17 protein-coding genes are annotated in these 22,938 nt (G+C 69.6%); 7 read left to right on the top strand and 10 right to left on the bottom strand.

Features of this window, described 5'->3' with window-relative positions; all coding sequences use genetic code 11:
* Nucleotides 1–118: 118 nt before the first annotated feature.
* Nucleotides 119–1,093 carry a heme A synthase gene (locus tag DEJ00_RS03530; RefSeq protein ID WP_051596734.1) on the top strand — a complete coding sequence of 325 codons (975 nt, stop codon included), beginning with the start codon at nucleotides 119–121 and terminating at the stop codon, nucleotides 1,091–1,093.
* Nucleotides 1,094–1,460: 367 nt separating this feature from the next.
* Here DEJ00_RS03530 and DEJ00_RS03525 read toward each other — a convergent pair whose 3' ends face one another.
* Entirely contained in the window at nucleotides 1,461–2,387 is a 927-nt protein-coding gene (locus DEJ00_RS03525) for a heme o synthase (protein ID WP_027465679.1), read from the bottom strand.
* Nucleotides 2,388–2,811: 424 nt separating this feature from the next.
* Between DEJ00_RS03525 and tkt the strand changes: the two genes are divergently transcribed.
* The 6 genes from tkt (at nucleotide 2,812) to pgl (ending at nucleotide 11,127) form a co-directional block, all read left to right on the top strand.
* On the top strand, nucleotides 2,812–4,905 hold the full coding sequence (gene tkt, locus DEJ00_RS03520) for a transketolase (RefSeq protein ID WP_111046387.1): 2,094 nt from the start codon (nucleotides 2,812–2,814) through the stop codon (nucleotides 4,903–4,905).
* 138 nt (nucleotides 4,906–5,043) lie between these two features.
* Entirely contained in the window at nucleotides 5,044–6,156 is a 1,113-nt protein-coding gene (tal, locus tag DEJ00_RS03515; RefSeq protein ID WP_027465681.1) for a transaldolase, read from the top strand.
* Complete coding sequence (locus tag DEJ00_RS03510; RefSeq protein WP_111056420.1) at nucleotides 6,156–7,754, top strand: glucose-6-phosphate isomerase; 1,599 nt, start codon at nucleotides 6,156–6,158, stop codon at nucleotides 7,752–7,754. Before tal ends, DEJ00_RS03510 begins: the two co-directional genes overlap by 1 nt.
* Nucleotides 7,755–7,776: 22 nt before the next feature.
* A complete protein-coding gene (zwf, locus tag DEJ00_RS03505) occupies nucleotides 7,777–9,315 on the top strand; it encodes a glucose-6-phosphate dehydrogenase (RefSeq protein ID WP_027465683.1) in 1,539 nt (512 codons plus the stop codon).
* Nucleotides 9,312–10,256 (top strand): glucose-6-phosphate dehydrogenase assembly protein OpcA, encoded by a 945-nt coding sequence (locus DEJ00_RS03500; protein ID WP_071244913.1) that lies wholly within the window; start codon nucleotides 9,312–9,314, stop codon nucleotides 10,254–10,256. Before zwf ends, DEJ00_RS03500 begins: the two co-directional genes overlap by 4 nt.
* A 100-nt stretch (nucleotides 10,257–10,356) precedes the next feature.
* The gene (pgl, locus tag DEJ00_RS03495) at nucleotides 10,357–11,127 is read left to right on the top strand and encodes a 6-phosphogluconolactonase (protein ID WP_027465685.1); all 771 of its coding nucleotides are present in this window, start codon (nucleotides 10,357–10,359) and stop codon (nucleotides 11,125–11,127) included.
* A gap of 620 nt (nucleotides 11,128–11,747) precedes the next feature.
* On the opposite strand, the gene DEJ00_RS03490 is transcribed toward pgl, so the two are convergent.
* From DEJ00_RS03490 to uvrA, 9 genes are all read right to left on the bottom strand, one after another.
* Complete coding sequence (locus tag DEJ00_RS03490; RefSeq protein WP_027465686.1) at nucleotides 11,748–12,116, bottom strand: RNA polymerase-binding protein RbpA; 369 nt, start codon at nucleotides 12,114–12,116, stop codon at nucleotides 11,748–11,750.
* A gap of 3 nt (nucleotides 12,117–12,119) precedes the next feature.
* The gene (gene secG / locus DEJ00_RS03485; RefSeq protein ID WP_017887256.1) at nucleotides 12,120–12,371 is read right to left on the bottom strand and encodes a preprotein translocase subunit SecG; all 252 of its coding nucleotides are present in this window, start codon (nucleotides 12,369–12,371) and stop codon (nucleotides 12,120–12,122) included.
* 111 nt (nucleotides 12,372–12,482) lie between these two features.
* Entirely contained in the window at nucleotides 12,483–13,262 is a 780-nt protein-coding gene (tpiA, locus tag DEJ00_RS03480; RefSeq protein ID WP_111056419.1) for a triose-phosphate isomerase, read from the bottom strand.
* Nucleotides 13,263–13,305: 43 nt separating this feature from the next.
* On the bottom strand, nucleotides 13,306–14,523 hold the full coding sequence (locus tag DEJ00_RS03475; RefSeq protein ID WP_071244734.1) for a phosphoglycerate kinase: 1,218 nt from the start codon (nucleotides 14,521–14,523) through the stop codon (nucleotides 13,306–13,308).
* A 3-nt stretch (nucleotides 14,524–14,526) separates the two neighbouring features.
* Nucleotides 14,527–15,531 (bottom strand): type I glyceraldehyde-3-phosphate dehydrogenase, encoded by a 1,005-nt coding sequence (gene gap, locus DEJ00_RS03470; RefSeq protein WP_027465689.1) that lies wholly within the window; start codon nucleotides 15,529–15,531, stop codon nucleotides 14,527–14,529.
* A 269-nt stretch (nucleotides 15,532–15,800) separates the two neighbouring features.
* The gene (gene whiA / locus DEJ00_RS03465; RefSeq protein WP_027465690.1) at nucleotides 15,801–16,781 is read right to left on the bottom strand and encodes a DNA-binding protein WhiA; all 981 of its coding nucleotides are present in this window, start codon (nucleotides 16,779–16,781) and stop codon (nucleotides 15,801–15,803) included.
* A gap of 75 nt (nucleotides 16,782–16,856) precedes the next feature.
* Nucleotides 16,857–17,756, bottom strand: a complete 900-nt coding sequence (gene rapZ / locus DEJ00_RS03460; protein WP_111056418.1) for an RNase adapter RapZ — start codon at nucleotides 17,754–17,756, stop codon at nucleotides 16,857–16,859.
* A gap of 103 nt (nucleotides 17,757–17,859) precedes the next feature.
* On the bottom strand, nucleotides 17,860–19,890 hold the full coding sequence (gene uvrC, locus DEJ00_RS03455; RefSeq protein ID WP_111056417.1) for an excinuclease ABC subunit UvrC: 2,031 nt from the start codon (nucleotides 19,888–19,890) through the stop codon (nucleotides 17,860–17,862).
* Nucleotides 19,891–22,932 carry an excinuclease ABC subunit UvrA gene (gene uvrA, locus DEJ00_RS03450; RefSeq protein WP_258373516.1) on the bottom strand — a complete coding sequence of 1,014 codons (3,042 nt, stop codon included), beginning with the start codon at nucleotides 22,930–22,932 and terminating at the stop codon, nucleotides 19,891–19,893.
* Nucleotides 22,933–22,938: the final 6 nt, after the last annotated feature.

Genomic DNA, 22,938 nt, shown 5'->3' with positions numbered 1-22,938 from the left:
CGTGGAGTGATCGGCGATCTCGGCCCATTCGGAGCCGGCGCCTGCCTAGACTTGACTGCTGCTGAACCCTCGAATCCTACAGGTTCACCGCACGGAACAACAGGAAGGCACCACCCTCGTGACACGCGTCGGATCCCCCGTCGAGCAGGATCTCCGGACCGGACGGTGGTGGTCGCTCCCCCGCGTGGTCGACCGTCGCGTGGTCGCCCTGGCCTGGGCGTCCTTCGTGGTCGAGGTCGTGCTGATCGGCACCGGAGGCCTGGTTCGCCTGACCGCCTCGGGCCTCGGATGCCCCACCTGGCCCAAGTGCACGGCGGATTCGCTCGTCTCCACGCCGGAGATGGGCATCCACGGCATCATCGAGTTCGGCAACCGTCTGCTCACCTTCGTGCTCGTGATCGTGGCCGTCGCGATGTTCCTCGCGGTCGTCCGGATGCTCCGCACGCGCCCCGAACTCTTCTGGCTGGCGTTCGCTCAGGGCGTCGCGATCCCCGTGCAGGCCGTCATCGGCGGCATGAGCGTCTGGACGAACCTGAACCCCTTCGTGGTCGGGCTGCACTTCGTCGTCTCCGCCGCCCTCACCTCGGTGACCGCTGCGCTGGTCTACCGCACCACGCACGGTCCGCGCACCGCCCAGCGGCTCGTCCCCGGCTGGTACACGGGTGTCGTCCGCGGCACCGTCGCCGCCGTCGTCGTGACCGTCCTCGTGGGCATCCTGACCACCGGCAGCGGCCCGCACGCCGGAGCCGACGCCGCCGTCGACGGTGGCCGCCTGCACCGCACCGGGTTCGACCCGGCGGTCATGGAGCACGTGCACGCCTGGCCCGCGTACGCCCTCTTCGCCCTGACCCTGGTGCTCGTCATCGGAGCCGTCCGCCTGGGCCGACCGAGCAAGTGGCCGCTGCTGCTGCTCGTCGTCGAGTTCCTGCAGATCGCCGTCGGCCTCACGCAGGCACGCACGGGTCTGCCCGTCGGGCTCGTCGGCACGCACATGGTGCTCGCCGGGCTGCTCGTCGGTGCGGTGACCGCCGTGGTGCTGTCGACGCGGGCCTCGGCCGGCCGAGACGCCGTCCGGGAACCCATCGACGCCTGACGCCCGGGCGCGTCGCGCGCTCGACACCCGTTCTCCGACACCCCACGAGTCATTCGACTCGTGGGGTGTCGCGTTCGTGGTGGGCCTGGACGGGAGGGCGCTGCGGTCCGCGCCACGCGTCCGCCCCGCGGCCGACGCCGGCGAGACCGGACAGGAGGCCCGTGGCGGGCACGCACCGTGCCTCCAGTCCGCCCCGTGCCCGACGCAGGACGCCGGTGTCCTGCTGATACGCCGCCGAACGCGCGAGACGCCCCCGGATTCGGCGGCGTCTCGGCGGGTGGGGGGCGTCGTGCCCACACGACGGCGTCAACAGGACACGACGGCGTCGTGCGGACCGAGCGCGCGCGGGCGGCGCCCGCTCGACCGCCTAGAAGGTGAAGACCTGCGGCAGCAGCGGGTCGATGCCCACGGCGATGAAGAGCAGCGTCAGGTACGTGATCGAGCTGTGGAAGACCCGCATCGGCTGCACGTGCTCGACGTGCTGGATGGCCCGCGAGTACAGGCGGTGCGACTCGAGGACGAACCAGATGCCGCCGGCCAGCGCGACGACCGTGTAGAGCGGCCCCATGTGCCCGACCGGGATGAGCAGGAGCGAGCAGACGAGCGTCGCCCAGGCGTACAGCACGACCTGCAGGCCGACGACGGTGCGGCCGCGGACCACGGCGAGCATCGGGACGTCCGCCGCGTCGTAGTCGTCGCGGTACTTCATCGACAGCGGCCAGTAGTGCGGCGGCGTCCACAGGAAGATCACCATGAACAGGATGACCGGGGTCCAGGTCAGCGACCCGGTGACTCCCGCCCAGCCGATGAGCACGGGCATGCAGCCGGCCGAGCCGCCCCAGACGATGTTCTGCGGGGTGCGGCGCTTGAGCCACAGCGTGTAGACGAACACGTAGATGAGGATCGCGATGACGCTCAGCGCAGCGGCCAGCCAGTTCACCAGGAACCCGAGCACCGCGGTCGACAGGATGCCGAGCACCCACGAGAACACGAGGGCCTCGCGGTCCGACAGTTCACCGGTGACGAGCGGGCGGGTGCTGGTCCGCTTCATCAGCCGGTCGATGTCGCGGTCGATGTAGCAGTTGAAGGCCGACGCCGAACCGGCCGACATCGCTCCGCCGAGCATCGTCCAGAAGACGAGCCACAGGTCGGGGACGCCGCGTTCGGCGAGGAACATCGTCGGCGCCGTGGTGACGAGCAGCAGCTCCATCACGCGCGGCTTCGTCAACGAGACGTACGCACGGACCTTGCGGGACAGCGGCGATCGGGGTCGATCGGTGTCGGGCCGGGTCACGGTGGCAGTCGGCAAGAGAACCTCAGTCTGTTCGCATCAGCTCGCACACTCGGTGGACGACTGCGACGGCGTCCGGGCATGCGCTGACCCGGAATGTCCACGGGTCCCGACCAGTTTACGGGATGGAAGCGCCGCGACGGTGCCCCGCTCCGACATCCCGGCGTGATCCGGACGCGCTCGACACGCCCGGATCGACCGTCGGCGGCCACCCCGGTGTGAACATCGGGGGTCACCTGAACCCCTTCTGAGTACCGGGTCACTATGCTGGACACGCCCTCCCGCAGTGCGCGCCCCGATGACGTCGGCCGCGATGAGCCGGTCGGCCGCCGCTAGACGGCGACACGACTCGGCCCCGGGATGGCCACATGTCCGTGCGATGGCACGAGCCCTCGCACATGTCGCATCAAGAAGGGTCAACATCCAAGTGGCTGAATTCACCTGGGACGCCATCGACCGGAAGGCCGTCGACACGGCCCGCGTTCTCGCCGCCGACTCGGTCGAGGCCGCCGGCAACGGTCACCCCGGCACCGCGATGAGCCTCGCTCCGCTCGCCCACCTGCTCTTCCAGAAGGTGATGCGTCGCGACCCGAGCGACTCCACCTGGATCGGCCGCGACCGCTTCATCCTCTCCGCCGGTCACGCCTCGATCCTCCAGTACGTGCAGTTCTACCTGCACGGCTACGGGCTCGAGATCGACGACCTGCAGCACCTGCGCAAGTGGGGCTCGAAGACCCCGGGTCACCCGGAGTACGGCCACACCGACGGTGTCGAGATCACCACGGGCCCGCTCGGCCAGGGCCTCGCGTCCTCGGTCGGCTTCGCCTACGCCCAGCGGTTCGAGCGCGGCCTGTTCGACCCGGAGACCCCGGCCGGCCAGTCGCCGTTCGACCACTACACCTACGTGATCGCCGGCGACGGTGACATGCAGGAGGGCGTGACGAACGAGTCCGGCTCGCTCGCCGGTCGTCAGCAGCTCGGCAACCTCATCGCGTTCTACGACTCGAACCAGATCTCGATCGAGGACAACACCGACATCGCGTTCTCCGAGAGCGTCGCCGACCGCTACGAGGCGCTCGGCTGGCACGTCCAGATCGTCGACTGGAAGAAGACCGGCGAGTACTCCGAGGACGTCGAGGAGCTCCACGCCGCGATCGAGGCCGCCAAGCAGGTCACCGACAAGCCGTCGCTCATCGTCCTCAAGACGATCATCGGCTGGCCGTCGCCGACCAAGCAGAACTCGGGCAAGATCCACGGTTCGGCGCTCGGCGCCGACGAGATCAAGGGCCTCAAGGAGATCCTCGGCTTCGACACCGACAAGACCTTCGAGGTCGCTCCCGAGGTCCTCGAGTACACCCGCGGTGCCGTCGCCAAGGGCCAGGCCGAGCACGCCGAGTGGCAGAAGTCCTTCGACGCGTGGGCCGCGGCCAACGCCGACAAGAAGGCGCTGTTCGACCGTGTCCAGTCGAAGGAGCTCCCGGAGGGCCTCGAAGCAGCGCTCCCGGTCTTCCCGACCGACAAGGCCGTCTCGACCCGTGCCGCCTCCGGCAAGGTCATCAACGCCATCGCGCCGCTGATGCCCGAGTTCTGGGGCGGTTCCGCCGACCTCGCCGAGTCGAACCTCACCACGATTGAGGGCGCCAAGTCCTTCGGTCCGGCCGAGGCCTCGACGTCGACGTGGAGCACCGACCCGTACGGCCGCGTGCTGCACTTCGGCATCCGCGAGCACGCCATGGGCTCGATCCTGAACGGCATCGTCCTGCACGGGAACACCCGCCCCTTCGGTGGCACGTTCCTCATCTTCAGCGACTACATGCGTCCGGCGGTCCGTCTCGCCGCGCTCATGCAGGCGCCGGCGATCTACGTCTGGACCCACGACTCCATCGCCCTCGGCGAGGACGGCCCGACGCACCAGCCGATCGAGCAGGTCTCCTCGCTCCGTGCGATCCCCGGTCTCGACGTCGTCCGCCCGGCCGACGCCAACGAGGTCGCGTACGCGTGGCTCGAGATGCTCAAGCACACCGACCGCCCGGCCGGCATCGCGCTGAGCCGTCAGAACCTCCCCGTGTTCGAGCGTGGCGAGGGTGACGCCTCCGGTGAGGTCTTCGCCTCGGCGAAGAACGTCGCCAAGGGTGCGTACATCCTGGCCGAGGCGCCCAACGGCACTCCGGACGTCATCCTCATCGCGACCGGTTCCGAGGTCCAGATCGCGGTCGAGGCACGCGAGCAGCTCAAGGCCGAGGGCATCAACGCCCGCGTCGTGAGCGCCCCGTCGATCGAGTGGTTCCGCGCCCAGTCCGAGAACTACCAGGACCAGGTGCTCCCGAAGGACGTCACCGCTCGCGTGTCGGTCGAGGCCGGCATCGCCATGAGCTGGCGCGACATCGTCGGCGACAAGGGCCGCAGCGTCTCGATCGAGCACTTCGGTGCCTCGGCCGACTACCAGACGCTCTTCAAGGAGTTCGGCTTCACGACGGAGCACGTCGTGGCCGCCGCGAAGGAATCGATCGCAGCTTCCTGACCTGCAAGGGCCGGGTCCGGTTTCCGGATCCGGCCCTTCTTCCGGGAGGCCCGGCTCGGTTCCGCCACGGGCCTCCCGTCCCCGAAACCCCGACTCACGGTCCTCACGGACCCGTCGATGAAAGAAGAAGAGAAACACATGGCTGAGAACACCCCCACCGCCGCCCTCTCCGCGGTCGGCGTGAGCATCTGGCTCGACGACCTCTCCCGCGAGCTCCTCGAGACCGGCAAGCTCACCGAGCTCATCGAGCAGAAGAACGTCGTCGGTGTGACGACCAACCCGACGATCTTCGCGTCGGCCCTCGCCAAGGGCGAGCGCTACGACTCGCAGGTCAAGGAGCTCGCCGCTGCGGGCACCGACGTCACCGACGCGATCTTCGAGATCACCACGCAGGACGTCGCGAACGCCTCCGACGTCTTCAAGCCGATCTACGACGAGACCAAGGGCTTCGACGGCCGCGTCTCGATCGAGGTCGAGCCGGGCCTCGCGCACGACACCGCCAAGACCATCGAGCAGGCCAAGTTCCTGTTCGAGAAGGTCGGCAAGGAGAACGTCCTCATCAAGATCCCGGCGACGCTCGAGGGTCTCGAGGCGATCACCGAGGTCATCGGCGCCGGCATCTCCGTCAACGTCACCCTGATCTTCTCGCTCGAGCGCTACCGCGCCGTCATCGACGCCTACCTCGGTGGGCTCGAGAAGGCCAAGGCCGCCGGCCACGACCTCTCCAAGATCCACTCGGTCGCGTCCTTCTTCGTGTCGCGCGTCGACTCCGAGATCGACAAGCGCCTGGACGCCGTCGGCACCGACGAGGCCAAGGCCCTCAAGTCGAAGGCCGGCATCGCCAACGCGCAGCTCGCGTACCAGGTCTGGACCGAGGCGTTCGCCTCCGAGCGTGCCCTCGGCCTGCTCGAGTCCGGTGCCAACACGCAGCGTCCGCTCTGGGCCTCGACCGGTGTCAAGGACCCGTCGCTCCCCGACACGCTCTACGTGACCGAGCTCGCCGCCCCGAACACCGTCAACACGATGCCGGGCAAGACGCTCGACGCCACGTTCGACCACGGTGAGATCCACGGCGACGCCATCGCCGGCACGTTCGACCAGGCGCAGCAGGTCCTCGACCAGCTCGCCGCACAGGGCGTCGACTACGACGAGGTCGTCGCACTGCTCGAGAAGGAGGGCGTGGACAAGTTCATCGTCTCCTGGGGCGAGCTCGTCGACACCGTCAAGGCAGCGCTCGAGGGCGCCAAGTAGTGACGGTTTCCATCGCAGCCAGCGGCGACGCCGCGCGGGCCATCGAACAGGTGGTCCCGCGGCTCGTCGCTGACCTGGTGGCCTCGGGCATCACCGCCCAGGACGCCGATCTGTGGGGAACCGTCGCCGAGGCCGAGGCGTCGAAGCGCCTCGGCTGGGTGGAGGCCGTCTCGGTCTCCCGCCCGCTCGTCGCCGAGGTCACCGCGCTGCGCGAGTCGCTCCGTGCCGAAGGGGTCGACCACGTCGTCCTCGCCGGCATGGGCGGCTCGTCCCTCGCACCCGAGGTCATCACGCGCACCGCCGGCGTGCCCCTCACGGTCCTCGACTCGACCGACCCCGCACAGGTCCGCGCGGCCGTGACGACCGACCTCGAGCGCACGGTGCTCGTGGTCTCGTCGAAGTCCGGCTCGACCCTCGAGACCGATTCGCAGCGTCGTGTGTACGAGCAGGCCTTCCGCGACGCCGGCATCGACCCCGCCCGCCGCATCGTCGTCGTCACCGACCCGGGCTCCGCGCTCGAGGCCGCTGCGATCGACGCCGGGTACCGCGTCTTCACCGCCGACCCCACGGTCGGCGGACGCTACTCCGCGCTCACCGCCTTCGGCCTCGTGCCGTCCGGGCTCGCGGGAGCGGACATCGCCGAGCTCCTCGACGAGGCCGACGCGATCTCCGCGCTGCTCTCGGTCGACCTGGACGAGAACCCCGGGCTCGTGCTCGGTGCGGTCCTCGCCGGCACCGAGCCGCTGCGCGACAAGATCGCCATCGTCCCCGACGGCACGCACATCGTCGGTTTCGGCGACTGGGTCGAACAGCTGATCGCGGAGTCGACCGGCAAGGACGGCCGTGGCCTGCTGCCCGTCGTGCTGCACACGGACTCCCCCGAGGTCACCGCCGGCCTGCCCGACGTCCAGGTCATCCGCCTGGTCGGTTCGCGCGAGGACGAGCGTCACGTGGCCGAGGGCGAGGTCGAGATCACCGGCACGCTCGGTGGCCAGATCCTCGTCTGGGAGTACGCCGTCGCGGTCGCCGGTCGCCTGCTCGGCATCAACCCGTTCGACCAGCCCGACGTCGAGGCCGCCAAGGTCGCGACCCGCGCGCTGCTCGACGACCGCCCCGTTCCGGCCGAGCCGGCGTTCTCCGAGGAAGGCATCGCCGTCCGCGCGACGCCCGGACTCGTGGTCGGTGCGACGCTCTCGGAAGCCGTGTCGGGCCTCCTGTCCGCACTCGACCCGACCGGCTACGTGTCGGTGCAGGCGTACGTCGACCGCACCACGAACAGCGGCCTCGAGTCGCTGCGCGACGCCATCGCGGCGCGCACGGAGCGCCCTGTCACCTTCGGGTACGGTCCGCGGTTCCTGCACTCGACCGGCCAGTACCACAAGGGCGGCCCCGCCACGGGAGTGTTCCTGCAGATCGTGGCCGACGAAACAGACGACCTGGCGATCCCGGGTCGGCCGTTCACGTTCGGGCAGCTCCTCCGGGCCCAGGCTGCCGGCGACGCGAGTGTCCTCGCCGAGCACGGCCGGCCGGTCCTCACCCTCACCACGTCGGACGTCCACGCCGCCACCGCGGCGATCGCGTCCGCCGTCTCCCACTGACTCGTAAGGAGTTCACCGACTCATGTCACCGGTGGCAATCACCCCGGAGCACAACCCGCTCCGGCTGCCGACGGATCGTCGACTGAACCGGATCGCGGGACCGAGCACGCTCATCATCTTCGGCGTGACGGGCGACCTGTCACGCAAGAAGCTGATGCCCGCGGTCTACGACCTGGCCAACCGGGGGCTCCTGCCCCCGGGGTTCGCGCTCGTCGGGTTCGCTCGTCGCGACTGGGAGGACCAAGACTTCTCCCAGCTTGTCCACGACGCCGTCAAGGAACACTCCCGAACCCCGTTCGACGAGGACGTCTGGCGTCAGCTCGAACAGGGCATCCGCTTCGTGCAGGGCTCGTTCGACGACCCCGAGGCGTTCCGCGAGCTCAAGCGCACCGTCGACGACCTCGACGCCGAGCGCGGCACGCTGGGCAACCACGCGTTCTACCTGTCGATCCCGCCGAAGATGTTCCCCGTCGTCACCGAGCAGCTGAAGCTGTCCGGGCTGACCGAGAAGCGCGAGGGCTCCTGGAGCCGCGTGGTCGTCGAGAAGCCGTTCGGCTCCGACCTCCGCACCGCGCGCGAGCTCAACGCGATCGTCGAGAGCGTCTTCGCGCCCGACGACGTGTTCCGCATCGACCACTACCTCGGCAAGGAGACCGTCCAGAACCTCCTGACGCTCCGGTTCGCGAACCAGATGTACGAACCCATCTGGAACTCGAACTACGTCGATCACGTGCAGATCACGATGGCCGAGGACATCGGCGTCGCCGGGCGTGCCGCGTACTACGACGGCATCGGTGCGGCGCGCGACGTCATCCAGAACCACCTGCTGCAGCTCCTCGCGCTCACCGCGATGGAGGAGCCCGTCTCGTTCAAGGCCGCCGACCTGCGTGCCGAGAAGGAGAAGGTGCTCTCCGCCGTGCGCCTGCCCGAGGACCTGTCGACCGCCACCGCCCGCGGGCAGTACGACGGCGGCTGGCAGGGCGGCGAGAAGGTGCTCGGCTTCCTCGAAGAGGCCGGGATGAACCCCGAGTCCGGCACGGAGACCTACGCGGCGATCAAGCTCGACATCGCCACGCGCCGCTGGCAGGGCGTGCCGTTCTACCTGCGCGCCGGCAAGCGTCTCGGTCGTCGTGTGACCGAGATCGCGATCGTGTTCAAGCGCGTCCCCGAGGACGTCTACGGCAACACGCAGTCCCCGCTCGGTCAGAACGCGCTCGTGATCCGTGTCCAGCCGGACGAGGGCGTTACGCTCCGCTTCGGCTCGAAGGTCCCCGGCGTCGGCACCCAGGTGCGCGACGTGACGATGGACTTCGGCTACGGCCACGCGTTCACCGAAGCATCCCCCGAGGCGTACGAGCGACTCATCCTCGACGTGCTCCTCGGTGACCCGCCGCTGTTCCCGCGGCACCAGGAGGTCGAGCTGTCCTGGAAGATCCTCGACCCCATCGAGGAGTTCTGGGCCACGCAGGGCCAGCCCGAGCAGTACCGTCCCGGCACGTGGGGCCCGGCATCCGCCGACGCCCTGCTCGCCCGCGACGGTCGGACCTGGAGGCGTCCGTGAAGATCGACATGCCCGACACCACGGTGTCGAAGATCCAGAAGAAGCTCGTCCGCATCCGTGAAGAGGGTGGCGCCGTCGCCCTCGGCCGCGTGCTGACCCTCATCATCTCGACGGCCCTCGGCCACGAGGAAGAGGCGATCGAGGCGGCGAACGAGGCGTCCCGCGAGCACCCGATGCGCGTGATCATCGTCTCGAAGAACAGCGGTGACACGAAGTCCCCCGGCCGCCTCGACGCGCAGATCCGCGTCGGCAGCGACGCGGGCGCGAGCGAGGTCATCGTCCTCCGTGCGTACGGCGAGACCGCGACCGACGAGGAGAGCCTGGTCACCGGCCTCCTGCTGCCGGACGCACCCGTCGTGGCCTGGTGGCCGCAGACCGCTCCCGAGCAGCCCGCGGCGTCGGCCCTCGGCCGCATCGCGCAGCGACGGATCACCGACGCGGCCGCGCAGAAGGACCCGAACGGCGCGATCGAGGCGCTCGGTGCGTCCTACGTGCCGGGCGACACCGACTTCGCGTGGACCCGTCTGACCCTGTGGCGGAACCAGCTCGCCGCGGCGCTCGACCAGCCGCCGTACGAGCCGATCACCGCGGTCGAGGTCTCCGGAGCGTCCGACAGCCCGTCGACGATCCTGCTCGCCGCCTGGCTCCAGCTGCAGCTGCGGGTACCCGTGTCCGTCGTCACGTCGCCGCGCGCGACCGGGTCGAGCGGCATCCACGGCGTGAAGCTCGTGCGCGAGTCCGGCACCATCGAGCTCGAGCGCTCCCTGGTGGACGTCGCCACGCTCTCGATGCCCGGGCAGCCGACGCACGACCTGTCGCTGCCACGCCGCAACCTGCGCGACTGCCTGGCCGAGGAACTCCGTAGACTCGACCCGGACGTCCTCTTCGGAGACGTCGTCAAGCACGGGGTGCCCCAGCTGCGCGAGACCATCGCCCGCTGATCAACACCCCACACGGTCGGGCCGCCTGTCTGGTGCAGGCGGCCCGACCGGACCGAAGGCGGTCGGACGACCGGTCGGCCGCCACGAACACGGGAGTCACGTGACCAACGAACGGCGGGTGCTCGTGCACCCGGACAAGCAGGCCCTCGGCGCTTCGGTCGCCGCACGCTTCATCACCAAGATCATCGACGTGCTCGACGAGCAGGAGCGTGCCGACATCGCGATCAGCGGTGGCTCGGTGTCCTCCCTGGTCCTCGCCGCGATCGGCCAGTCGCCGGCGCGCGAGAGCGTCGACTGGTCGAAGGTGCACGTCTGGTGGGTCGACGAGCGCTGGGTTCCGGCGGACGACGCCGACCGCAACACGATCGGCACGCAGACCGACTTCTTCGACCACGTCGACATCCCCGCGTCGAACATCCACCCCATGCCGGCGTCGGACGGCGGGCTCGACATCGAGGCCGCTGCCACCCAGTACGAGCGCGAGCTGCAGGACGCCGCGCCCGAGGGTGCCGTCGCTCCGCGCTTCGACATCACGCTGCTCGGCGTCGGTCCCGACGGACACACCGCCTCGCTCTTCCCGGAGTTCCCGCAGCTCACCGTCACCGACCGTGCCGTCGTGTCGGTCGACGACTCCCCCAAGCCGCCGCCGCAGCGTCTGACCGTCACCTTCCCGGTGATCAACGCCTCGCAGCGCGTCTGGGTGATCCTCTCCGGTGCCGAGAAGGCCTCGGTCCTCGGGCTGGCCCTCGCGGGTGCGTCGATCGAAGACGTCCCCGTCGGTGGCGTGCAGGGTCGCAAGCGCACGGTCTTCTTCGTGGACCAGGACGCCGCACGCGACGTCCCCGAGAACCTGATCGCGTCGACGTACTAGACGCGCGTTCCAGACGGACGGGAGGCCGGGTGCCAGCTGGTACCGGGCCTCCCGTCCGTCTGTGGTTGCGCCCACTGCCGGCGCCGATCGGTCGCGACGCCCCGCCAGCGCGACGCCGAGTGGTCACGAACTGTCCGCCGCGGGCGCCGCAGGCGACAGAACGCGCCACCACGGCGCACCGCACGCAGCGTGTCGTGACCACCCGGCGAACCGGCACTCCGCGCGGCACCCGGACGCCGCACTCCGGCGCCGAGCGGTCGCGACGCCGAGTGGTCACGAACTGTCGGCCGCGGGCACCGCGGGCGACAGAACGTGCCACCACGGCGCACCGCACGCAGCGTGTCGTGACCACCCGGCGAACCGGCACTCCGCGCGGCACCCGGACGCCGCACTCCGGCGGCGAACGGTCGCGACACCCCGCCGGCGCGACGCCGAGTGGCCACGAACTGTCGGCAGCGGACGCCCCAGGCGACAGAACGTGCCACCACGGCGCACCGCACGCAGCGTGTCGTGACCACTCGGCGAACCAGGCAACCTCGAGCAGAGCGCTGCCGGCACTCCCCCGGACGCACGAAGGCCCCCGCACCATGGGTGCAGGGGCCTTCGCCAGCGTGAGTGCGCTAGGCCTTCTTCGCCGCGGTGCCGCGACGCTCTCGGAGCTGCTGGAGCGCGTCCTCGAGGAGCTGAGCTGCCTCTTCCTCGGTGCGGCGTTCCTTCACGTACGCGAGGTGGGTCTTGTAGGGCTCCGTCTTGGAGACCACGGGAGGGTTCTCCTTGTCGCGCCCGGCCGGCAGACCGCTCGACGGCGAGTCCACCGTCTCGGGGATCTCCTCGTCGGGCAGGTTCGCGGCGAAGTACCGCACGACCTCGTTGCCCAGGGCGTCCCAGTACGAGATCGCCACGCGCTCGGCCTGGACCCCGCGGTCCTGTTCGCCCATCGGGCCCGCACCGACGCGAGACCCTCGGATTGCACTGCCTCCGCTTGCCATGGATCAGACCCCCGCCGTGAACTTGTTGATGAGACCGAGCACGATGATGGAGACGATCCAGACCAGACCGAGGATCACCGTGATGCGGTTGAGGTTGCGCTCGGCCACGCCGGACGCACCGAGGTTGCTCGTGACCCCACCGCCGAACATGTCGGAGAGGCCACCACCGCGGCCCTTGTGCAGCAGGATGAGGAGCGTGAGCAGGAGGCTCGTGATTGCGAGCAGGACCTGCAGCACGACGGAGAGTATCGCCACGACGTACCTTTCGTGTCAGTCAGCCGTACCAGTGTACCGGCCGCGCGGAGCACGGCCGGTACCTGGACGGGAGTGGTGCGGACGACCGCCCGCGACGAGGTCGCCTGTGGACTACAGCCCGACGTGCTGACGGAACCGCGCGATGGCCGCGAACTCCTGCACGTCGAGCGAAGCGCCACCGACGAGCGCGCCGTCGATGTCGGGTTCGCGGAGGAACCCCGCGATGTTGCCCGACTTGACCGAGCCGCCGTAGAGCACCCGGGTGTCGGCAGCAGCCTGGTCGCCCCAGGCTGCGGCGATGCCACGACGGATGGCCGCGCACTCGTCCTGCGCCTGCTCGGCCGTGGCCGCCTGGCCGGAGCCGATGGCCCAGACGGGCTCGTACGCCACGACGATGTCGGCGGGCTCGACCGCGTCGAGCACGACGCGGAGCTGCTCGACCGGCACGACGCCGGCGCCGCGCTCCTCGCGCTGCTCGCCGGTCTCGCCGACGCACACGACGGGGACGAGACCGTGCTTGACGGCCGCTGCGGTCTTCGCTGCGACGACCTCGTCGGTCTCACCGTGCAGCGTGCGCCGCTCGGAGTGGCCGACGATGACGTACTGGGCGTCGAGTGCCGCGAGGAACGCGCCGGAGACGTCACCGGTGTAGGCGCCGGAGTCGAACTGCGACAGGTCCTGCGCACCGAAGTGGATCGGCAGCTTGTCGGCGGAGATGAGCGTCTGCACGCTCCGCAGGTCGGTGAACGGCGGGAACACCGCGACCTCGACGTCGTCGAAGTCGTGCCGGGCGTCCTTGAGCGTCCACGCGAGCTTCTGCACGGTGGCGATGGCCTGGAGATGATCGAGGTTCATCTTCCAGTTGCCCGCGATCAGGGGGACGCGGTTCATGCTGCGTCTCCCAACGCGCGACGGCCGATCAGTGGCGTCCGGGTCATGCGGTCCACCCCAGTGCTTCGAGACCGGGCAGCGACTTGCCCTCGAGGAACTCGAGGCTCGCACCGCCACCGGTCGAGATGTGGCCGAACTGGTCGTCCGAGAAGCCGAGCGACCGCACGGCGGCAGCGGAGTCGCCACCACCGACGACACCGAGGCCGTCGACCTCGGTCAGCGCCTGCGCGACGGTCTTCGTGCCGGCGGCGAAGGCCGGGAACTCGAACACGCCCATCGGGCCGTTCCAGAACACGGTCTTCGAACCCGAGACGGCCGAGGCGAACCGCGCTGCGGTCTCCGGGCCGATGTCGAGGCCGATGCCGTCCGTGCCGAACGACGAGGACTCGATGGCGTCGGCCGCCACCGTCTCGTGGTCGGCGTCGGCTGCGAAGCCGGAGGCCACCACGACGTCGGTCGGCAGGTCGATGGTGACACCGAGCTCCTTCGCCCGCGAGAGGTACTCGCGGACGACGTCGAGCTGGTCGGCCTCGAGCAGCGACTTCGCGACGCCGTGGCCCTGGGCCGCGAGGAACGTGAAGAGCATGCCGCCACCGATGCAGAGGGTGTCGACCTTCGGCAGGATGTGGTCGATGACACCGAGCTTGTCGCTGACCTTCGAGCCGCCGAGCACCACCGTGTAGGGGCGCTCCGGGTCCTTGGTCAGTCGCTCGAGCACGCGGAGCTCGGTCTCGATCAGCGAACCGGCTGCACTGGGCAGTGCGGACGCGAGCTCGTAGACCGAGGCCTGCTTGCGGTGCACGACACCGAAGCCGTCGGAGACGAAGGCGTCACCGAGGGCGGCGATGCGGTCCGCGAAGGCACCGCGCGTGGCGGCGTCCTTCGAGGTCTCCTCCGGGTTGAAGCGGAGGTTCTCGAGCAGCAGGACGTCGCCGTCCTCGAGGGCCTCGGCCGCGGCGGTCGCTTCGTCGCCGACGGTCTCGCCGACGAACGTGACCTCTTTGCCGAGCAGCTCGGAGAGCCGCTGGGCCACCGGTGCGAGCGAGAACTCGGGCTTGGGCTCCCCGTCGGGGCGGCCCAGGTGCGAGATCACGATGACGCGTGCGCCGGCGTTGACGAGGGTGTTCAGCGTGGTCAGCGACGCGCGGACACGGCCGTCGTCCGTGATGGTGCCGTCCTTGAGCGGCACGTTCAGGTCACAACGGACGACGACGCGCTTGCCGGCGAGGTCGCCGAGGTCCTCGAGGGTGCGGAGGGCCATGTGTTACAGACGCTCGCCGACGTACTCGGTGAGGTCGACGAGGCGGTTTGAGTAGCCCCACTCGTTGTCGTACCACGAGGTGATCTTCACGAGGCCGCCGATGACCTTGGTCAGGCCGGAGTCGTAGATCGAGGAGTGCGGGTCCGTGGTGATGTCGGTCGACACCAGCGGGTCCTCGCTGTAGAGCAGGATGCCCTTGAGGGGGCCCTCTGCGGCCTCCTTGTAGGCGGCGTTGATCTCGTCGACGGTGACCTCGGACTTGGTCTCGAGGGTGAGGTCGGTGATCGACCCGGTGGGGACCGGGACGCGCAGCGCGAAGCCGTCCAGCTTGCCGGCGAGCTCGGGGAGCACGAGGCCGATGGCCTTCGCGGCACCGGTCGAGGTCGGCACGATGTTCAGCGCGGCGGCACGGGCACGACGGGGGTCCTTGTGCGGGCCGTCCTGCAGGTTCTGGTCGGCGGTGTAGGCGTGCACCGTCGTCATCAGGCCACGCTCGATGCCGAACTTGTCGTGGAACACCTTGGCGAGCGGCGCGAGGCTGTTCGTGGTGCAGGACGCGTTCGAGATGATGTGGTGGTTCGCGGGGTCGTACTGACCCTCGTTCACGCCGAGCACGATGGTGACGTCGTCACCCGAGGCCGGAGCGGAGATGATGACCTTCTTGGCACCGGCGTCGATGTGCTTCTGCGCATCGGCGGCCTTGGTGAAGAAACCGGTCGACTCGATGACGATGTCGACGCCCAGCTCTCCCCAGGGGAGGTTGGCGGGGTCGCGCTCGGCGAGGACCTTGATGGCCTTGCCGTCGACGACGATGTTGTCGCCGTCGAGCTCGACGGTCGCGGGGAGCTTGCCCGTGATGGAGTCGAACTTCAGCAGGTTGGCGAGCGACGCGTTGTCGGTGAGGTCGTTCACCGCCACGATCTCGAGGTCGGAGCCCTTCGCGAGGGCGGCCCGGAAGAAGTTACGGCCGATGCGGCCGAAGCCGTTGATACCGATCTTGACGGTCAATGGATCTCCTGGTGAGTGTGGAGCGCCCAGGGGGCGCTGCTTTCGGGAGTCGCGCACCCTGGCGGGCCCGCGTGTGGTGGACGATACGCCCCGTAACGTCGCCGTAACGACCCTAGCAGTCGGACACTGCGTGCCCGAGCGGGATGACGGTCCGTCCGGACGGTCGCCGACCAGGCCGGGAACGGGTCCGAGAACGGGCCGGGAAACGGACGGGAGGCGCGGTGCCAGCTGGCACCGCGCCTCCCGTCCGCAGGGTCGACAGACCGCTCTCAGGCCCCTTCGAGCTCCTCGGGAACGCTCGCTTCGGTGCCCGGGATGCCGAGGTCGGAGGCCCGCTTGTCGGCCATCGCCAGCAGGCGACGGATGCGGCCGGCGATGGCGTCCTTGGTCATGGGCGGGTCCGCGTGCTGGCCGAGCTCGTCGAGCGAGGCGTCACGGTGCTGCAGGCGCAGGGTGCCGGCGTACTGCAGGTGGTCGGGGACCTCGTCGCCGAGGATCTCGAGCGCACGCTCGACCCGGGCGCAGGCGGCCACGGCGGCCTGCGCGGAACGGCGGAGGTTCGCGTCGTCGAAGTTGACCAGGCGGTTCGCGGTCGCGCGGACCTCGCGACGCTGGCGCATCTCCTCCCAGTCGGCGGTGGTGCGCGCGGCACCCATGACGGTCAGCATCTGACCGATGGCCTCGCCGTCGCGGATGACGACGCGGTGCACCCCGCGGACCTCGCGGCCCTTGGCGGCGACCCCGAGACGCGACGCGGCACCGACGAGGGCCATCGCGGCCTCGTTGCCGGGGCAGGTGACCTCGAGCGCTGCGGCCCGACCCGGGTCGGTCAGGGTGCCGGAAGCCAGGAAGGCGCCGCGCCAGATGGCGGCGAGGTCTTCGCGGTTGCCCGTGGTGAGGCGGTTCGGCAGCCCGCGCACGGGGCGGCGACGGGCGTCCATCAGGCCGGTCTGGCGGGCGAGGGTCTCCCCCGCCTCGAGCACGCGCACCAGGTAGCGGGTGCCACGGCGGGCGGACGCGGACGACCCCACCGACGCCTCGCTGCGCACGCCGTAGAGCTCGGCGAGGTCCTTGCGGACCCGGTGCACGATGATCCGGGTGTCGAGCTCGACCTCGACCGCGATGCGGCCCGAGATGACGTGCAGACCACCTGCGAACCGGAGGATCGTGGCCAGTTCGGCGGCGCGGACCGTGTTGCGGTTCACGGCGACCCTGGCCAGTTCGTCCTTGACCTCGGCAGTCAACGGCACAGCATCATTCCTAACGTTCGTTCAGTGGTTCCCGCAGATCCGGCGGCACGGGCGTGGGAGCGGCCGGAGGGACGGTCACTCCCGGCCGAGATCTCGGTTCTTCACACGCACGGCGACGCCTGGCATCCCGCGGAGGAGGTTCGCCAACTCGGCGACGATGGCGACCGAGCGGTGCTTCCCGCCGGTACAGCCGATGGCGATCGTAGCGTGTCTTTTGTTCTCGCGCTGGTACCCCTCGAACACCGGCTCGAGGACGGAGGCGTAGCGATCGACGAACGGACGGGCTCCGGCCTGGGCCAGGACGTAGTCCGAGACCGGCTGGTCGAGCCCGGTGTGGGGCCGCAGTTCCGGCACCCAGTAGGGGTTCGGGAGGAACCGCACGTCGGCCACCATGTCTGCGTCGGCGGGCAGTCCGTACTTGAAGCCGAAGCTCATCAGCGTGACCTGGACACCCACGAAGTGCTCGTCGGCGAAGTGCTCGATCACGGTGTTCGCGAGCTGGTGGATGTTGAGGTCGGAGGTGTCGATCACCACGTCGGACGCCTCGCGGAGGCCGGCGAGACGCGCCCGTTCGCGGGCGATGCCGTCGAGCAGGGTGTCCTCGCCCTGGAGCGGGTGGGGTCGACGGACCTGCTCGAAGCGCCGGACCAGCACGGCGTCGGTGGCTTCGAGGAACAGCACGCGGACCCGCGCGGACGTGCTCGAGCGGATCTGTTCGACCGCGTGCTCGGGGTCGGTGAAGAACCGCCCGCCTCGGACGTCGACCACCGTGGCGATCTTCGGGATCTTCTCCCCCGCGCGGTCGGCCAGCTCGGTCAGCGGGGCGAGCATCTGCGTGGGCAGGTTGTCGACGACGTACCAGCCCAGGTCTTCGAGGGCCTTGCCGACGGTGGACCGCCCGGCACCGGACATGCCGGTGACGATGAGGATGTCGTGCTGCGACGCGTGGGTGGTCGCGGTGGCGCTGTCGGTCATCTGGGAGTGGGCTCCGTCGTGGCGGCCCGGGCGCGTCGCCCGGGGAGGTCTCGGCTGCCGGACCAGGCTACCGCCCGGTGACGGCCGGGAGGCGCGGGGTTCGTCACGACGGTCGCTGCGGACCGTCGTCGGTCACCTCGGGGACCCGCACCGGGCCTCCGGGATCGGTGACGGGTCCGGTGTCGGCGATCGCGTCGGCGTCCGGTTCGGGGGCACTCGACGCGCTCGTGGCCGGTGCGCTCGTCGGCGTCTGGGCCAGCTTCGAGACCACGGCGGCAGCGGTCGCCGGGCCGATCCCGTTCACCTCGCCGATGTCCTCGGCCGTGGCCTCCCGCAGCCGGGCGACGGAACCGAAGTGCTTCAGCAGGGCGTTGACGCGGCTCGGGCCGAGACCGGGGATCTCGGACAACCGCGACCGGACGTCCCGCTTCCGCTTGCTGCGCTGGTGGGTGATCGCGAACCGGTGCGCCTCGTCGCGGATGCGCTGGATGAGGAAGAGCGCCTCGGAGTTGCGGGGAAGGATGACCGGGAAGTCGTCGTCGGGCAGCCAGAGCTCCTCGAGCCGCTTGGCGATGCCGACCAGGGCGATGTCGTGCACGCCGGCTTCGTCCATCGCGCGCTTCGCGGCCTGCACCTGGGGCTGGCCGCCGTCGACGATGAGCAGCTGCGGGCGGTACGCGAACCGTTTCGTCGGCTTCGACCCCTCGACGACCTCGTCGGTCGTGACGTCCGGGACGTCCGGGAGCTCGGCGTCCTCGTCCAGCCGCGCCAGGCGCCGTGCGAGCACCTGGTACATGCTGTCGGTGTCGTCGGTGGTCTCGGCGATCGAGTACCGGCGGTACTGGTCCTTGCGTGGCAGACCGTCCTCGAACACCACCATCGACGCGACGACGTTCGTGCCCTGCAGGTGCGAGATGTCGTAGCACTCCATGCGGAGCGGCGCCTCGGTCATGCCGAGGGCGTCCTGGATGTCGGCCAGTGCCGCGGCCCGGGTGGTGTAGTCGGCCGAACGCTTGGTCTTGTAGAGCATGAGCGCCTGCCCGGCGTTCTGCGCGGCCGTCCGCGCGAGACCGGCGCGATCGCCGCGCTGTGCGGTGCTGAGCTTCGTGCCGCGCCCGTTCCGGCGCTTGCTGAGCCACTCCTGGAGCGCGTCAGCGTCCTCGGGCAGTTCGGGGACGACGACCTCGCGCGGGGGCTCGTCGGTGACGTAGACGCCCTGCACGATCTGCTCGACGAGGTCGCCCGTGGCGATGTCGAGCTCCTTGTCGACCACCCAGCCGCGGACACCGCGGATGCGGCCACCACGGACGGAGAACAGCTGCACGGCCGCGGCGAGCTCGTCCTCCGCGATGCCGAACAGGTCGAGGTCGACCGAGTCGCGGAGCACCACGGCGGACTTCTCGAGCACGGCTTCGAGCGCCTCGACCTGGTCGCGGTACTTCGCGGCCTGCTCGTACTGCATCGCGTCGGCCGAGGCCCCCATGCGCTGCCGGAGCTCGGTGATGACCCGACGGTCGTACGAGTTCATGAAGCGCACGAACTCCTCGACGAGGGCGCGGTGCTCCTCGATCGTGACCTTCTGCGAGCAGGGGCCCCCGCACTTGCCGATCTGCCCCGGGAAGCACGGGCGGCCCGTCTGCATCGCCTTCTTGTACGACGAGTCCGAACACGTGCGGATCGGGAAGACCTTGATCATCAGGTCGATGGTGTCGTGCACCGCCCAGATCTTCGGGTACGGACCGAAGTACTTCGCGCCCTTGATCTTGCGGTTGCGCGTCACCATCACCCGCGGTGCCTCATCACCCAGGGTGACCGCCATGTACGGGTACGACTTGTCGTCGCGGAACTTGACGTTGAACGGCGGGTCGAACTCCTTGATCCAGGTGTACTCCAGCTGGAGCGCCTCGATCTCGGAGCCGACCGTCGTCCACTCCACACTGCGCGCCGTCAGGACCATGCGCCGCGTGCGCTCGTGCAGCGTCGGCAGCGGCGCGAAGTAGTTGCTCAGCCGGGCGCGGAGGTTCTTCGCCTTGCCGACGTAGAGCACCCGACCGGCTTCGTCACGCCAGCGGTAGACGCCCGGGTCGGTCGGGATCTCCCCCGCCTTCGGACGCCACGGGACGGTGTCCGCCACCTAGCGAGCACCCGCCTTCTGCTTGCTCGCCTTCTTGGTCGTGCCCTGCTGCTTCTGCGTGGCCTGACGTGCACCGACTGCCTGCTGCTTGCCGACGCGGGCGTCCTGCGCGTCGAAGATCTCGCGCAGGAAGACACCGGTGTGGCTCTCCGGCACGGTCGCCACGTGTTCCGGGGTGCCCGTCGCCAGGACCGTCCCGCCGCCGGAGCCGCCCTCGGGACCCATGTCGATCAGCCAGTCGGCCGACTTGATGACGTCGAGGTTGTGCTCGATCGTGATGACGGTGTTGCCCTTGTCGACCAGGCTCTGCAGCACGAGGAGCAGCTTGCGGACGTCCTCGAAGTGCAGACCGGTGGTCGGCTCGTCGAGCACGTAGACCGTGCGGCCGTTCGAGCGACGCTGCAGCTCGGTGGCGAGCTTGACGCGCTGCGCCTCACCGCCGGAGAGCGTGGTCGCGCTCTGGCCCAGGCGCACGTAGCCGAGGCCCACGTCGACGAGGGTCGCCATGTACCGGTGGATCGCCGAGATCGGCTCGAAGAACTCCGCCGCCTCGCTGATCGGCATGTCGAGGACCTCGGAGATGTTCTTGCCCTTGTAGTGCACCTGGAGCGTCTCGCGGTTGTAGCGCGCACCACCGCAGACCTCGCACGCGACGTAGACGTCGGGCAGGAAGTTCATCTCGATCTTGATCGTGCCGTCGCCCGCGCAGTTCTCGCAGCGGCCGCCCTTGACGTTGAAGCTGAAGCGGCCGGGCTGGTAGCCACGGGTCTTGGCCTCTTGCGTCTCGGCGAACAACTGACGGATGCGGTCGAACACGCCCGTGTAGGTCGCGGGATTCGACCGTGGCGTACGGCCGATCGGTGCCTGGTCGACGTGCACGACCTTGTCGAGCTGGTCGAGGCCCTTCACCCGGGTGTGCTTGCCCGCGATGTGCCGTGCGCCGTTGAGCTGGTTGGCGAGCACCTTGTACAAGATGTCGTTCACCAGCGTGGACTTGCCGGAACCGCTCACGCCCGTGACCGCGGTGAACACACCGAGGGGGAAGTCCGCGTCGATCGACTTGAGGTTGTTCGCGCGGGCACCCTGCACGGTGATGGCACGCTTCAGGTTGACCTTGCGGCGCTCGGCCGGCACCTCGATCGCGCGTCGGCCGGCGAGGTAGTCACCGGTGATCGACTCACGGTTCTCGATGATGCCCTCGTACGAGCCGGAGTGCACGACGTTGCCGCCGTTCACACCGGCGCCCGGGCCGATGTCGACGACCCAGTCGGCCGTGCGGATCGTGTCCTCGTCGTGCTCGACGACGATCAGCGTGTTGCCGAGGTCCTTGAGCTTGACCAGGGTGTCGATGAGTCGACGGTTGTCGCGCTGGTGCAGGCCGATGCTCGGCTCGTCGAGCACGTAGAGCACACCGGTCAGCCCGGAGCCGATCTGCGTCGCGAGTCGGATGCGCTGCGCCTCGCCGCCGGACAGACCACCGGCACCACGTGCCAGCGTGAGGTAGTTCAGGCCGACCTCGAGCAGGAACTCGAGCCGTGCGCGGATCTCGCGGAGGACCGCCGCGGCGATGTGCGCTTCACGGTCGGTGAGCGTCAGCTCGTCCATGAACGAGTACGCGTTGTCGAGCGACATGTCGGTGACGTCCGCGATGCTGCGGTCGTTGACCGTCACCGCGAGCACCTCGGGCTTGAGACGGGTTCCCTCGCACACCGGGCACGGGACCTCGCGCAGGTAGCCCTGGAAGCGCTGCCGCTGCGAGTCCGACTCGGCCTCGGCGAACTTGCGCTCGATGTAGGGCATGACGCCTTCGAACCCGCTCGTGTACCGCATCTCGCGGCCGAAACGGTTGCGCCAGGAGACGGACACCTGGAAGTCCTTGCCGGTCAGGATCGACGCCTGCACCGCCGGGTCGAGCTGGTTCCAGGGGGTGTCGAGCGAGAAGCCGAGCTCCTTGCCGAGGCCGCCGAGCAGCTTCTCGAAGTAGGAGTACAGCCCGCTCGTCCCGGTCCAGGGCAGCAGGACGCCGTCACGCAACGAGGCCTCGGGGTCGCCGAGCACCAGGTCGGGGTCGACCGACATGCGCGTGCCGAGCCCGGAGCACTCGGGGCAGGCACCGAACGGCGCGTTGAACGAGAACGTGCGCGGCTCGATCTCGGTGAGCGCGAGCGGGTGGTTGTTCGGGCACGAGAGGTTCTCGGAGTAGTTCCGGACCGCTCCGGGCCCCTCGTGGTCCACCAGGTCGATGCCGACGGTGCCGTCGGTCAGGCGCAGGGCGGTCTCGAGCGAGTCGGTGAGACGACCGAGGATGTCGTCGCTCGCCACCAGGCGGTCGACGATGACCGAGATGTCGTGCTTGACCTGCTTCTTCAGCTTGGGCGGGTCACTGAGCTGGATGCGCTCCCCGTCCACGATCGCGCGGGCGTAGCCGGACGCCGCGAGCTCCTGGAAGAGGTCGACGAACTCGCCCTTCTTCTTCGAGATCACGGGTGCGAGGACCTGGAACCGGGTGCCGGTCTCGAACTGCATGAGCTGGTCGGCGATCTGCTGCACGGTCTGCTTGCTGATCACCTCGCCACACGTCGGGCAGTGCGGGACCCCGATGCGCGCCCAGAGCAGACGCATGTAGTCGTAGACCTCGGTGATCGTGCCGACCGTCGACCGCGGGTTGCGGTTGGTCGACTTCTGGTCGATCGACACCGCCGGCGAGAGCCCCTCGATGAAGTCGACGTCCGGGCGGTCGACCTGGCCGAGGAACTGGCGCGCGTAGGCGGACAGCGACTCGACGTACCGGCGCTGCCCTTCGGCGAAGATCGTGTCGAACGCCAGCGAGGACTTGCCCGAGCCGGACAGGCCGGTGAAGACGACGAGCGAGTCGCGCGGGATCTCGAGGTCGACGTCACGCAGGTTGTGCACGCGCGCGCCGCGCACGCTGAGCGTGGAGGTGCTGTGCGGTGCGGTCCCGCCGGGGAGGTGGAGGTCAGCGGGCTCGCCGAAGGCGTTCCGGCCCGACGTCGAGGTACCGGGGTCAGAGGTGATGGTCATCGTCGT

Source organism: Curtobacterium sp. MCLR17_039, assembly GCF_003234745.1.
Taxonomy (GTDB): Bacteria; Actinomycetota; Actinomycetes; order Actinomycetales; family Microbacteriaceae; genus Curtobacterium; species Curtobacterium flaccumfaciens.
Note: the sequence above shows the minus strand (reverse complement) of the source record. Positions and strands in the feature narration are given on the sequence as shown.